The organism is Arthrobacter sp. U41, from assembly GCF_007679325.1.
Classification (GTDB): domain Bacteria; phylum Actinomycetota; class Actinomycetes; order Actinomycetales; family Micrococcaceae; genus Arthrobacter.
On record NZ_VEGI01000005.1, the window covers coordinates 237,787 to 251,375 of the forward strand.

Here is a 13,589-nt window from a genome sequence, read left to right on the forward strand (position 1 = left end):
TCAACGGGTCGGCGTTCTTGCGGACCGCGGTTTCATTCGAAGCGTGTAGCCGTCATTGGGGAAGTGCCCCTGATGAGACCGAATGTCGCGGTGACCGCTCCGAGGGCCAGGAGCAGGCTGAGGCCCAGCGCCATGAAGTAACCGGGCTCCGGCCAGGTCATCTGGTAGGTGTCGTCGATGAAGGTCACCATCAGCCAGGCCACGAGGAACCCGAGGCCGACCGAGAGCAGCAGCACGGTCAGGAGCGGGACGGCTGCTTCACGGGTGATGATCCGGCGCAGGACGAAGACCGGCATCCCCATCAGCCGCATCAGACCGAGAACTCGCTTCCGGTCCAGAACGGCCGAGGCGGTGGCGACGGCCAGGGACAGGCCGGCGATAGCGATCGCGACAAACATGCCGAGGTAGGCGAGCACCGCCAGGCCTTGAATCAGGCGGGTGCTTGATTGCAGTCCTGCGTCCAAGGTGGAGGTGGCGGAATGTGCTGTAACACCTGAGTTATTCAAGAGTGTCCGGGCACGGTCCATGGCCTCAGGGGTCCCGTCGGTACCGAGCACAATCACGACCGGCACCATTCCGTCCAGGTTGGCGGCGGGCGCGGGGCTCAGTGCCAGCGGCTGCGTTGTCCAGTCGTAGAGGAACGAGGCATCGACGGCGACGGTCTCTGTTGCCGGGACGTCCTCGAATCCGAGGCCGGGGGCGTCCGCGGCACGAAGATAGATTTCAGGGCCGGCATCCGGTCCGGAGAGCGCTCCGGGACCGAAGCCGACGGTGGCGCTCAGGATTCCGGAGAGTTCCCTGGCCTTGCGGGTGGCGTCCTCGGCCTGGGCAGGGGTGTGTCCGGCGTTCACGGTGGCGTGGAGGCTGGTGGGCTGGAGCAGGCCCGGCCGGGCAGGAGGGACCTCAGTGGACTCGATGATGCTGGATCCTCCAGCGAAGACAGAGACGACAAACACGGCGATCACGAGCCCTGATACGGAACGGAACGTCGCCACCGGGGTCTGCTGCATCCGGCTGGCGGCAATAACGGCCGACGCGCTCCGCGCCTGGCGCAGCCCGATCCGGCTCGCGAGGCGGGTCAGCCAGGGGCCGATGATCACGATGCCGACGAGGATCAGCAAAAAGCCAACGATAAGGAGCGGTGATTCCAGCCAATGCCTCACCTTCAGGACCCGGATCATAAGTACAGCCGCGATCATGGCAGCCAGGCCCGCGAACAAGGGCATGGACCGCCACATCGTGGGGGTTTTTTCGTGTATGGCCCGCGTCACGCCCAGAGGGCCGATTCCTGCACGGGCCGTGCGATGCGCAGCCACGAGTGCCGAGGCGGCGAACACCACGGCGACGACGACGACGGCGGCCGCCCAGCCGGTGGTCAGATCCGCGGCGAACATCCTGGTGCCGTTGACGGGTATCTGCGCGGCAGCCGGCCTCAGCAGAATGGCCAATCCGACGCCGAGCACCGCACCGATCAGACTGGGAACAGAGGTTTCGACGGCGGCGATCCGCCAGACAACCTGTGGGGATGCGCCGATGAGGCGCAGGGTCGCGAAGCGTTCCCGGCGCTGGGCAGCCCCCAAGCCGGTGACAATGCTGATCAGGAGAAGGACGGGGAAGAACACTGCAATGGCGCCGATGGACAGCACAGTGTTGTAGGCGGCCGCGCTGCCACCGTAAGCGTTGGTGGTGAAGTCTGATACCAGGAAAGCCCGACCGTTCTGGCGGAGGTCGGCTTCCGGTGCTCCCGTGACGACGATCAGGGAATCCGGTCCGGGCAAAGCGGCCTCGTCGATCGTGCCGGCAAACGACCCGAAACGGTCGCCGAGTTCATCCCGCGGCGTTGACTCGATCAGGCGCTGCAGGGCCGGGGATGCATAGTAGCGGCCCGGTTCCGGAGGGTGGCCGATCCCGGGGATCTTGACGGTAGTCGAGCCCAGGGCCGCGACGTCGCGGCGGCTGATCAGCTGGTCACGGAAGACCTCCGCAGGGTTGGCCTCCATGAGCACCGTGTCTGCGGTCAGCGGCACCTGTGCCCCCGGTCCTGCAGTCGTGGGATCCTCCGTTGGCGAGGCGGCCACGGAGGGACTCCCGGTTTCGCGCAGCCAGGCACCGCGGTCGTCACGTGCGCTCAGGCCGTTGGCGCCACCCCACAGCAGCAGCAACAGGCACACGCCGGCGGCAACCCCGCCAGCGATTCCGGTGAGCCGGCCGTAGGCGGACCGGCTGCCAACGACTGCCAGTTTGAGCAAACCAGGATTCACGCGGACACCCGGTATCCGGCGCCGATGGCGCCGTCGCGCACGATGACTTCCCGGTCCGCGTAGGCGGCGGTGCGCGCGTCGTGGGTGATCATCACCACGGTGGTTCCCGCTTCGCGGACAAGGTCGAGCATCAGCGTCAGGACATTCTCTGAAGCGAGGGAATCCAGCGAACCCGTGGGCTCATCGGCGAACAGCACGGCTGGGGACGTCACCAGCGCCCGGGCGACAGCGACGCGCTGGGCCTGGCCTCCTGACAGTTCACCGGGGAGCTTGGCGCCTATCCCCTCCAGGCCAAGGCGTTCCAGCAGCTCCGTGGATCGGCGCTGCGCCTCCGGCCGCCGCGTCCCGGACAGGAGCAGCGGGATGCTGACGTTATCCACCGCAGTTAGTTCCGGCAGCAGCTGGCCGAACTGGAAGACGAACCCGAAATCGGTCAGGCGCAACCGGGCCCGTTTCGGCTCACCGAGGGAACTGATCCCCATCGGGGCCAGCTCTGCGGGACGGTAGGTCACCGAACCGCCGTCGGGCACCAAAACACCGGCCAGGCAGTGCAGCAGTGTGGACTTGCCGGACCCGGACGGGCCCGTTACTGCGAGTACCTCCCCTGTATGGACGTCAAGGTCGATGCCCCGCAACGCCTCGGTCTGTCCGAAGGAGTGGTGCAGGCCGCGGGCACTGAGGATGGGCACTGCGGTGTCGTTGGTGCTCATGCGCTCTGGAGCTCCTTCTTGAGTTGGGCCAAGCGGGCGCTGGTGAGGTCGATCCAGCGGAGGTCGGCTTCGATGTGGAACAGACCGTGGTCGCACACCAGGACCCGCAGCAGGTCCGCATCCTTCTTCAGCCGGGTCAGTTCCCGCATCCGCGCCATGTGTTCACTTCGCTGCACGTCGAGCAGCCGGTCCGCGTCGTCGTCAAGCAGCAGAGCGATCACGGTCTTGGCAAAGAGGTTGCTTTGCAGGGACTCCGAGGGAACGTCAGGAGTAAACAGCCACTCGCGCACCCTGTCCTGGCCGGCCACGGTGATCTCGTACTTCTTGCGGTCCGGACCGCCTCCGGTCTCCTCCCCGAGGGCCCGGATCAGCTCGTCGCGGACCATGCGGGCCAGGGTCGAATACACCTGCCCGAAGGCCAAGGCCTTGCCGGCTCCAAAGTAGCGGTCATAGGAGTGCTTCAGGTCGTAGCCGTAGCTCGGCTCGCGGCCCAGGAGGCCCAACAGGGTGATGGAGTTGTTCACGCTTCAATCTATACACTGAGCTCATAGTGTGACGCCAGCGTCGCATCCCCAAGACTCTGCCGTGTCGTGGCGAGGACGCGGCAGCCAGGAAAGGGCTTGGGGTTAGGCCACCCCGCCAGGTCCTGCCGGCCGCTTGTCCGACGGGGTTCCCGTGTTTTGCAGTGCTAGGCGTGGTCAGCCCCGGCCCAGGCCGGCGAAACCGGTGGAACGCGGCTTAACCCAGCGCCCGCGGATGCGCGGCGGCGTAGATCTCGCGCAGGGTGTCGGCGGTGACCAGGGTGTAGACCTGCGTGGTGGTCACGGAAGCGTGGCCCAGCAGCTCCTGCACAACCCGGACGTCTGCCCCGCCCTCCAGCAGGTGGGTGGCGAAGGAGTGCCGCAGCGTGTGCGGCGAGACGTCTTTGGTGATGTTGGCCTTCTCCGCGGCCGTCTTGAGGATGGTCCAGGCGCTCTGCCGGCTTATCCGTCCTCCGCGGGCATTCAGAAACAGGGCGGGCGTACCTTTGCCCTTGGCGGCCAGCAGCGGCCGGCCACGGACCAGGTAGGCGTCCAAGGCGCGGGCCCCGAACGAACCGAGCGGCACCAGCCGCTCCTTGGACCCCTTGCCGAAGAGCCGCACAATGGCCGGGCCGGGTTCGTTTTCCTCGCCGGGCGCGGGCAGCGAGATGTCGTCGACGTCGAGTCCCACGGCCTCGCTGATGCGCGCGCCGGTGGAATAGAGGAACTCCAGCAACGCCCGGTCACGCAGTCCGGTGGCCGTGTCGGTTCCTGCCGCCTCCAGGATCCTGGTGACCTCATCGACGCTGATGGCCTTGGGCAGTCGTTTGCCGGGCATGGGCGGGTGGACATCACTGGCCGGGTCGGTGGGAGTGACGCCTTCGAGTGCCCAGAATTTGTGGAGTCCCCGCACGGCCACCACGGTCCTGGCTGCCGACCGGACACCCAGTGCCGAGCCGCCGTCGGATCCGTCGGACAATGCCTGGACGAAGCCGGTGACGTCGTGCCGGGTGATCTCGGCGGGGCGTTGGCGCCCCGCGTGGGCGAGGTACCTGGCGTAGCGGGCCAGGTCCCGCCGGTACGCGGAGAGGGTGTTGGCCGCAAGCCCGCGCTCCACGCCCATATGCTGCAAGTAATCCGTCATGGCGCGGTCTACCGCTGTCTGCGCCCGGGCGGGCGGCTGTCCCGATTCGGCTGTCTCCGCCGGGCCGGGTGCCGGGAGCTGCGCAGGTTCGGCAGTCAGCGGTTCCACCATCAGCGCTGGCTGGGATGAGCGGGCCACGGCGCGTTGCCCGGGCGGAGTCCGTTGAAATTATTGTCCCGGGCAGCGGCGGCGGCGAGGATTCCGACGACGGCGGACGGGTTGTGCAGTCGGCCCTCCAGCACGGCCAGGACGGCCTCATCCAGGGGAATCCAGTGCAGCTCGATTTCCGCTTCCTCGTCAGTGCGGACGTGGAGTTCGTGGCCGGGCACGTCACTCAGGCCGCGGGCAAGGTAAATGCGGATGGCCTCGCTGGAGGACCCGGGGGAATTGAAGAAGTCGGCCAGCACGTTCCACTGGCCTGCGATGAGGTCAGCTTCCTCGGCGAGTTCGCGGGCCGCACCGGCCACGAAGTCCTCGCCTTCGACGTCGAGGAGCCCGGCAGGGATCTCCCACAGGTCCATGCCGACCGGATGCCGGTACTGCTTGATCAGCAGCACCTCGCCGGCGTCGTTCATCGGCAGGACCGCGACGGCGCCGGGGTGGTCGATGTAGTCGCGGACCAGCGGATCGCCGTCGTCGTTGAGCTGGAAACTGTCACTGACAACGTCCCAGATCCGGCCTTCGTAGACCGTCCGGGAAGACAAAAGACGGCGCGGGCTCGGTACATCCGAAACCTGCCGTGCAGCATGGGGGGTCTCGGGGTTACCGGGCATCGCGCCGTCCTTTGATTCAGTTGGGGTTTACTTCGACACTGCCGGGGAGGCCTTGGCAGCGGCGGCCTTGGCAACGGGCGCAGCAGGCTGGCCTGCGCCATGCTGGTGCTCCAGGGCGGCCTTGACCAGTCCGGAGAACAGTGCGTGCGGCCGGGTCGGGCGTGAGCTGAGTTCCGGGTGCGCCTGGGTGGCCACGTAGTACGGGTGGACTTCGCGGGGAAGTTCGACGTACTCCACAAGCTTGCCGTCGGGCGACGTTCCGGAGAACACCAGGCCCTGGGCGGCGATCTGCTCGCGGTACTTGTTGTTGACCTCGTAACGGTGGCGGTGACGTTCGCTGACCTTGGTGGTGCCGTAGGTCTCGGCGACCACGGAGCCCTCGTCCAGCTTGGCCTCGTAGAGTCCCAGGCGCATGGTGCCGCCAAGGTCGCCCTTGCCGTCCACGAAGTCCAGCTGCTCTTCCATGGTGGCGATCACCGGGTACTTCGAATCCGGCTCGAATTCGGACGAGGATGCGCCCTCAAGGCCCACCACGTTGCGGGCGTACTCGATGACCATGCACTGCAGGCCGAGGCAGAGGCCCAGGACGGGAAGCTTGCTCTCGCGGGCGTACTTCAGCGCGCCGAGCTTGCCTTCGAGGCCACGGATGCCGAAACCGCCCGGAACACAGATCGCGTCGACGCCCTCCAGCGACTTGACCGCGCCCTCGTGGGTGTCGCATTCATCCGAGGGGACCCAGCGGATCTTAACCTTGGTGTCATTGGCGAAACCGCCGGCGCGCAGCGCCTCGGTCACCGACAGGTAGGCGTCCGGCAGGTCGATGTACTTGCCGACCAGGGCGATTTCAACCTCGTGCTTGGGGTTGTGGACCGCGTCCAGGAGCTTGTCCCAGCTGGTCCAGTCAACATCCTTGAACGGAAGGTCCAGGGCGCGGACGATGTAGGAATCCAGGCCCTGGGAGTGCAGGGTCTTCGGGATGTCGTAGATGCTGGGGGCATCCGGGCAGCCGATGACGGCGTCGATGTCGACGTCACACATGCGGCCGATCTTGTCGCGCATGGCCTGCGGGACTTCGCGGTCCGAACGGATCACGATCGCCTCGGGCTGGATGCCGATGGAACGCAGCGCGGCAACGGAGTGCTGCGTCGGCTTGGTCTTCAGTTCCTGGGACGGGCCGATGTACGGCACCAGGGAGACGTGGAGGAAGAATACGTTTCCGCGGCCGATGTCCTGGCGGACCTGGCGGGCGGACTCGAGGAACGGCTGCGACTCGATGTCGCCCACGGTGCCGCCGATTTCGGTGATGATCACGTCGGGAGCGTGCTTGCCCTCAGCGGGAAGCCGCATGCGCCGCTTGATCTCATCGGTGATGTGCGGGATGACCTGGACCGTGTCGCCGAGGTATTCGCCGCGGCGTTCCTTCGCGATCACAGTGGAGTAGACCTGGCCGGTGGTGACGTTGGCCGAGCCTTCGAGGTTCTCATCGAGGAAGCGCTCGTAGTGGCCGATGTCGAGGTCCGTCTCGGCGCCGTCGTCAGTCACGAAGACTTCGCCGTGCTGGAAGGGGTTCATCGTGCCCGGATCCACATTCAGGTAGGGATCGAGCTTTTGCATTGTTACAGACAAGCCGCGTGCCCGCAGGAGGTGACCGAGGCTCGAAGCCGTCAGTCCCTTACCGAGCGAGGACGCCACACCACCGGTGACGAAGATGTGTTTGGTCGTCTTGGACGAGCCCGGGAACCGGGAATTTACACGGGAATTTGATCGCTGCACCACGGAGTTCGAGCCTATCATCATTTCAGCCTTCCAGGGGTCTGTATGCGGCAAAGCGGGTGTGATTGTCATCCAGCCCGGGCCCGCCGCGCGAGGAGTGCTCAGGCCTGCTGCGGCAGGAGCTTGGCGTCGTCCAGCAACTCCTGGGCGTGGGCCTGGGCGGATTCGGAATCCTCCTGGCCGGCGAGCATGCGGGCCAGCTCCCGGACGCGCTCCCCTTCATCGAGGAGCTGGACGTCGCTGGAGGTGAACCCGGTGGCCGTGGCCCCGTCAGCGCCGCGCACCGAGGTCTTCGTGACCCGGATGTGCTGGTCGGCGAAGGCTGCCACCTGCGGCAGGTGGGTGACCACCAGCACCTGGACGTGCCGGGCGAGCATGGCCAGGCGGCGGCCGATCTCGACGGCGGCGCGGCCGCCCACGCCGGCGTCGACCTCGTCGAAGACGAAGGTGGGGACGGGATCGACGGCGGCCAGCACCACTTCGATGGCGAGCATCACGCGGGACAGTTCACCGCCGGAGGCGCCCTTGCCCAGCGGCCGGGCCGGGGCGCCGGAGTGCGGCTGGAGCAGGAAGCCAATCTCGTCCGCGCCGTACGGTCCCGGCTGCCCGCCGGATTCGACGTTGATGACCAGGGTGGCGTCCGCCATCGCCAGGGCCTTGAGTTCGGCGCTGACGCGGGCGGAGAGGTCCTTGGCTGCCTTCTTCCGGAGCTTGCTGATGGCGGCTGCCTGCTTGATCAGCTCCGCTTCGGCGCGCGTCACTTCGGCGTCCAGCGCCTCGATCCGGGTGGAGTCGTCCTGCAGCTCCAGGAACCGTTTCCGGGCCTCCTCGGCCCACACCAGCACCTCGTCGATGCTCGGAGCGTACTTGCGGACCAGCTTAGCGAGGGCGGCGCGGCGGTCCTCGATCTCGGCGAGCCGTTCCGGGCCCTCGGTGTCGAGGGCGGCCTGGTAGCTGGCAAGTTCGGTGGCGATGTCGTTAAGCAGGAAACCCACCTCGGCCAGCCGCGCGGCCGCGGAGCCGAGCTCCTCGTCATGCTCGGCGACGTGCTCCAGTGTGCGTTTGGCGGCGTCGACGAGGGCCGTGGCGTCGTTGCCGTCGCCGAAGTCCTCGGCGATGAGCGCCTGGTGTGCCGTGGTGGCCGCGATCCGGAGTTCCTCGACGTTCGCGAGCTTGACGGCCTCAGCTTTCAGCGACTCGTCCTCGCCGGGCTGCGGGTCGACGGCGTCGATTTCGGCCAGGGCAACCTCAAGCGATTCGGCTTCGCGGAGCCGCTCCCGGGCGGCGCTGCGAAGCTCATCGAGCTCGGCCTGGCTGGACTTCCAGTGGGCGTGGAGCTCCTGGTAGCTGCTGAGTGTGGCGGCGAGGCTCTCCCCCGCGAATTTGTCGAGGGCCCCGCGTTGCGCGACCGGGCTCTTGAGCCGGATCTGTTCGGACTGGCCGTGGACCACCACCAGGGTTTCGCCGATCTCCCCGAGCACACCCACGGGTGCGGCGCGTCCGCCGAGGTAGGCCCGGCTTCGCCCGTCCGCACCCACGCTGCGGGCCAGCAGCAGTTCGGCGCCGCCGTCGAACTCCTCGACCTCTGCCCCCGCCTCGCGGGCGCGCGCCACGGCGGGGTGCCCGGCGTCGAGCTTGACGGTAGCCTCCGCGGAGGCGCTTTTCGCGCCGCTGCGGACGGCGCCGGCGTCGGACCGTGCGCCGAGCAGCAGGCCGACGGCGGTCACCACCATGGTCTTGCCGGCCCCTGTTTCACCGGTCACGACGCTCAGGCCGGGGCCGAGGGGCAGCGTGGCGTCGGTAATGACGCCCAGGTCGCGGATTCTCAGTTCTTCAAGCATGGATCACTTCGCAGTCGATGGATCGGTGGTTTCGCCCGGCCCCGGGTGTGGTGGCCCTGCCTGCGGCGGAGTGGGAAGCGGGGGCATCGGGCGGGGTGTGCGGATGACCGGCACCGGCCCGGTGTGGATGCTGGCGGCCTGCGGCATGGGCCCGCGCCAGCCCTGGATGGGCAGTTCGAACTTGCGGACCAGGCGGCCGGAGAAGGGCGTCTGGTGTGTGCGGGCCAGGCGCACGGGTGTGGCGGAGCGGGTCACTTCCACGCGGGCTCCGGGCGGAAGGTCCACCGAGCGCCGGCCGTCGCACCACAGCACGCCCTGCGCATCGGTCCGGTTCAGGATTTCGACCGCCAGCCGGGACCGGGGTGAGACCACCAGCGGCTTGGCGAAGAGCGCGTGCGCGCTGATGGGCACGATCAGCAGCGCCTCCACCTCGGGCCACACCACCGGGCCCCCGGCCGAAAAGGCGTAGGCGGTGGAACCGGTGGGGGTTGCCAGGACCACGCCGTCGCAGCCGAAGGAGGTGAGGGGACGTTCGTCCACCTCGGTGACCACCTCGAGCATCCGTTCCCGGTTGCCTTTTTCGATCGCGGCCTCGTTGAGGGCCCAGGTGTGCCAGATCTTCTGTCCGCGGACCCAGACCTGGACGTCGATGGTCATCCGCTCTTCCACGGTGTACTCGCGGCTCGCGATCCATTCGACGGTCTGGGCCAGGTCCGCCCGCTCGCTCTCGGCCAGGAAGCCCACGTGGCCGAGGTTGACGCCGAGCAGGGGCACGTCGACTTCGCGGACCAGCTCCGCCGCGCGGAGGATGGTGCCGTCGCCGCCGAGCACCATGACGAGTTCGACGTCGGGCAGCATCACGTGGTCGTGGAGGATCTCGACGGGCTGGTCGAGGCGCCCGAAGAATCGGACCATGTCGCCGAGCTCGGATTTCAGCATCACGGGAACGATGCCGGCGTCGTGGAGCCGGGCGCACGCTTCCCAGGCAGCCTTGAGGGACTCCTCACGGCCTGTGTGGGCAAGGATGAGGACGCGCCTGCTCATCGGGTTCCGCCTTCTGGTGCTACTAGTACTTGGGCCAGATTGATCCGAGTAACGCAGCAACGGCTGCGTCCCGCTCTTCGATCTTAGGCAGGTCTGTTGCGATCCCGCGGCTTATCCACAGGAAGTACTCGACGTTTCCGTCCTGGCCGGGCAGCGGGCTGCTCGCGAGGCCTTTCAGTTCCAGTCCGGCATCCATGGCTTTCGCCGCGACTTTGCCCACGGCGAGGCGGCGCTCCCACTCCGAGGTGACGACGCCGGTGCGGCCCAGCCGGTCCTTGCCAATCTCGAACTGCGGCTTGACCATCAGGACCAGGTCCCCGCCCGGATCGGTGCAGGCCGCGAGCGGTGCCAGCACGAGGGTCAGCGAGATGAAGGACAGGTCCGCGACGGTCAACGCCGCCGGCCCGCCGATCTCATCCGGCGTCATGTACCGGACGTTGAGGCCTTCGTGGACGGACACCCGGGGGTCGTTCCGGATCGCGGGGACCAACTGGTCATGCCCGACGTCGACCGCCACCACGTGGTCCGCGCCGCGCCGCAGCAGGACGTCGGTAAAGCCGCCGGTGGAGGCACCGGCGTCGAGGCACCGTTTGCCGGCCACCGTGACGGCGGGAAAGGCGTCCAGCGCGCCGGCGAGCTTGTGCCCGGCACGGCTGACGTAGTTGTCCTCGACGGAGGCGGCCACGTCCAGGTGCGTGTCGTCCCCGACCTGGAGGGAAGCCTTGGCCAGCACTTCCCCGTCGATGCTGACTTTGCCTTCGGCGATGAGGCGTGCGGCATGGGTGCGGGATCTCGCCAGCCCGCGGCTGACGAGAGCCTGGTCAAGCCTGCTCATTCGTGGCATCCCCCGTTGAGGTGGTGTTGACGGACTCGTTCAGGGCCGCCAGCAGATCGTCGTGCAGGCCGGCGTAGACTTCCCCGTGCCGGGCCACCGGCAGTTCCGGCAGTTGGCCGAGGCGGTCCAGCAGGATGTCGACGTCGGGGTCCGCGGTCTCCGCGTTCCCTGCGGCGTCGCCCGCTTCCGCCGGATCCCCCGGAACAGCCGGCCAGGTGACCTGGACGTCTCCGCTGGCGGGGTCCGTCTCAGTGGGGTGGTTCTGCTCGGTCATGGTCACCAGTCTAGTGATCCCGTCCGTCTCTTAATCCGGCCGGCCTAGTGGTCCAGCCATTCCAGGACCGGTGCCGAGGCCGCGGCGGTCTCGGGGTTGGCCGTCCACCAGGCCGAACACGCGGCCCGCCAGGCGTCCAGGTCGCCCGGATCGCCGCTGACCCGGACCGTCTGCCCGTCCACGGCGGCGGAGGCCGCGCCGCAGCGGTGCTGCCCGGCGTCGAACGCCACCACCGGGTAGGGGCGGTAGAGGTCGGTGAGGTCGTTGATGAGAAAATCGGGCCGCTCGAGCGTGCGGGCGGCAAGGATCGACTCCCTCGTGTCAACGCCGGTCAGCACGGCGACCGTGGCAAACCCGGCGTTGTTCCCGCCCAGGATGTCGGTGTCCAGGCGGTCGCCGACGACGAGCGGCCGGTCGGCAGCCAGCCGTTTGGCGGCAGCGTGGAACAAGGGCGCTTCCGGCTTTCCGGCGACGAGGGGCCGCTGCCCGGTGGCGGCGGCTACGGCGGCAACCAGCGTCCCGTTGCCGGGCGCAATGCCCCGGGCCTGGGGAATGGACATGTCCGTGTTCGTGGCCACCCACAGGGCGCCGCCGGCAATGACATACGCGGCTTCCGCCAGGTCTTTCCAGCCGAGGTCCGGATGGAAGCCCTGCACGACGGCGACAGGCTCCTCCGCTTCACTGCGGACCGGCACCAGCCCGGCAAGTTCTATCTCCTGGGCCAGCGATGCCCCGCCGGTGATCAGCACACGGGCACCCGCCGGCAGCAGTGACGCCAGCAGCTCACCGGCAGCCTGCGAGGAGCTCACCACTTGGTGGTCCTCCGCCGGTGCCCCCAGCTCGCGCAGGTGCTGGGCCACCTGCGCGGGCGTCCGGGAGGCGTTGTTCGTGACGTAGCCAAGGCCGACGCCGATCCCGGCGAGGCGGCGCAGGGATTCCACGGCGCCCGGGATGGCGTGCGGCCCGGCGTAGACCACACCGTCCAGATCAGCGAGAAGGGCGTCGAACGTCGAGATCAGATCCGGTGCGGCCATTCCCGATCAGCTCTCGAAGCGTTCCGACTGGCGGGAATCGGCGTCTCGGGAGTCGTCGTCGGAATCACCGTGTCCGGTCTCGCTGTCCTCATAGCCGGCGTCGTCGTGTCCGGCGTCGGAGTCGTCACCAGTCAGCACCTCGGAGCGGTCCAGGGCGTCCTTTTCGACGGAGTCGTCATCGGACTCGGCGTCGTCAGACTCCCAGAAGTCGGATTCGGCGTCGTCGGATCCTTCGTCATGGGCATTCACAGCCCCGTCAGCAGTTTCCGGAAGACCCGCAACAGCCTCGGCACTGGCGGCACGCGGCGCCTGCTCCCCGGCCGCCGCGGACCGCTGGGCAGTCTGTTCGGCGAGGAGGCGGCGCTGCTGCTCTTCTTCGCGGGCTTCCTCTTCCTCGTCCCAGCCGAGGTCGATGATGTCCGGGTCCTCTGTGATGTCGAGGCCGAGGGCGTTTTCGGCAACGACGGCCTGGCGCTGCCACTTCTCGGATTCGGCCGTGCGGCCTACTGCGGCCAGGGCCTCGGCGTAGGCGCGGAACAGGCGCGGGCTGTAGGAGAACGCACGGTTGATGTCCAGCTGGACGATTTCCAGTTCGGAGACGGCAGCGTCGAGCTGACCCAGATCGGTACGGGCGCCGGCGGCCACGATGGCCAGTTCCGCCTTGCCCGGGGCGTCCAGGTCCTTGGCTTCCTCGGAGCGTGCCATCTCCAGGGCGCGGTCGGGCCGGCCGAGTCCGCGTTCGCAGTCGGCCATCACGGGCAGGTGCATGTTGGAGCCGCTGATCCGCCGGTAGGTGCGGAACTCGCGGAGGGCTTCGCCGTAGTGGCCGGCGGCGTAGGCGGTCAGTCCCACGGCTTCGCGGACGGCGGCGAGGCGGCCTCCGCGGCGGCTGGCTGCGAGGGCGTGCTGGAAAGCGAGTTCCGGTTCGTCGTCGATTAGGCGCCCGGCCATCACGAGGTGGCGGGCAACCCACTCGGCGCTGTTGTCCTCAAGGGTCTTGATCTGGTGCTGTGTGGCGCGGTCCAGTTCCTTGCCCGTAACGTCGTCGTCGATCTGCGGCGACCGCTCTCGGTCGGGGCGGTTGGCACTGCGCAGGTCCCGGGCATTGGGGACGCGGACCGGGCGGTCTTCCGCCTTGTCACGGCCAAACTGGCGCGGGCCGGAGTCACCGCGGTCAAAGCCGCGGGCCGGACGGTCATCACGGCTGCCGAACGGCTTCCGGTTGTCGCCGCCGCTGTAGGGCTTACGGTCACGGTCGCCGCCGAAGCTACGGTGCTCTCCCCCGCCTTCGCGCGGGCCACGGTCACCGTAGGGCTTGCGGTCACGGTCGCCACTAAAGCTACGGTGCTCTCCCCCGCCTTCGCGCGGGCCACGGTCAC

Annotated in this window: 12 protein-coding genes; all 12 read right to left on the bottom strand. The window is 68.2% G+C overall.

Annotation, left to right across the window (positions count from 1 at the left end; genetic code table 11):
- Positions 1 to 32: 32 nt before the first annotated feature.
- Positions 33 to 2,261, bottom strand: a complete 2,229-nt coding sequence (locus FS787_RS15410; protein ID WP_144673702.1) for an ABC transporter permease — start codon at positions 2,259 to 2,261, stop codon at positions 33 to 35.
- A complete protein-coding gene (locus FS787_RS15415) occupies positions 2,258 to 2,971 on the bottom strand; it encodes an ABC transporter ATP-binding protein (protein ID WP_144673704.1) in 714 nt (237 codons plus the stop codon). The genes FS787_RS15410 and FS787_RS15415 overlap by 4 nt, the downstream gene beginning before the upstream one ends.
- The gene (locus tag FS787_RS15420) at positions 2,968 to 3,495 is read right to left on the bottom strand and encodes a PadR family transcriptional regulator (protein ID WP_144673706.1); all 528 of its coding nucleotides are present in this window, start codon (positions 3,493 to 3,495) and stop codon (positions 2,968 to 2,970) included. Before FS787_RS15420 ends, FS787_RS15415 begins: the two co-directional genes overlap by 4 nt.
- A gap of 214 nt (positions 3,496 to 3,709) precedes the next feature.
- The gene (xerD, locus tag FS787_RS15425) at positions 3,710 to 4,636 is read right to left on the bottom strand and encodes a site-specific tyrosine recombinase XerD (protein WP_144673708.1); all 927 of its coding nucleotides are present in this window, start codon (positions 4,634 to 4,636) and stop codon (positions 3,710 to 3,712) included.
- Between the two features lie 110 nt (positions 4,637 to 4,746).
- A complete protein-coding gene (locus tag FS787_RS15430) occupies positions 4,747 to 5,409 on the bottom strand; it encodes an NUDIX hydrolase (RefSeq protein ID WP_144673709.1) in 663 nt (220 codons plus the stop codon).
- A gap of 27 nt (positions 5,410 to 5,436) precedes the next feature.
- Positions 5,437 to 7,203: a CTP synthase gene (locus FS787_RS15435; RefSeq protein WP_260982589.1), complete on the bottom strand. Its 1,767-nt coding sequence runs from the start codon at positions 7,201 to 7,203 to the stop codon at positions 5,437 to 5,439.
- An 80-nt stretch (positions 7,204 to 7,283) separates the two neighbouring features.
- Complete coding sequence (gene recN, locus FS787_RS15440; RefSeq protein ID WP_144673711.1) at positions 7,284 to 9,023, bottom strand: DNA repair protein RecN; 1,740 nt, start codon at positions 9,021 to 9,023, stop codon at positions 7,284 to 7,286.
- Between the two features lie 3 nt (positions 9,024 to 9,026).
- The gene (locus FS787_RS15445) at positions 9,027 to 10,067 is read right to left on the bottom strand and encodes an NAD kinase (RefSeq protein ID WP_144673713.1); all 1,041 of its coding nucleotides are present in this window, start codon (positions 10,065 to 10,067) and stop codon (positions 9,027 to 9,029) included.
- A 22-nt stretch (positions 10,068 to 10,089) separates the two neighbouring features.
- Positions 10,090 to 10,902, bottom strand: coding sequence for a TlyA family RNA methyltransferase (locus FS787_RS15450; protein ID WP_186329218.1), 813 nt, complete (start codon positions 10,900 to 10,902; stop codon positions 10,090 to 10,092).
- Positions 10,889 to 11,176, bottom strand: a complete 288-nt coding sequence (locus FS787_RS15455; protein ID WP_144673717.1) for a hypothetical protein — start codon at positions 11,174 to 11,176, stop codon at positions 10,889 to 10,891. Before FS787_RS15455 ends, FS787_RS15450 begins: the two co-directional genes overlap by 14 nt.
- Before the next feature lie 44 nt (positions 11,177 to 11,220).
- Entirely contained in the window at positions 11,221 to 12,210 is a 990-nt protein-coding gene (locus FS787_RS15460; protein WP_144673719.1) for an HAD-IIA family hydrolase, read from the bottom strand.
- A 6-nt stretch (positions 12,211 to 12,216) separates the two neighbouring features.
- A partial coding sequence (locus FS787_RS15465) for a hypothetical protein (protein ID WP_260982580.1) occupies positions 12,217 to 13,589 on the bottom strand: 1,373 nt, incomplete at its 5' end.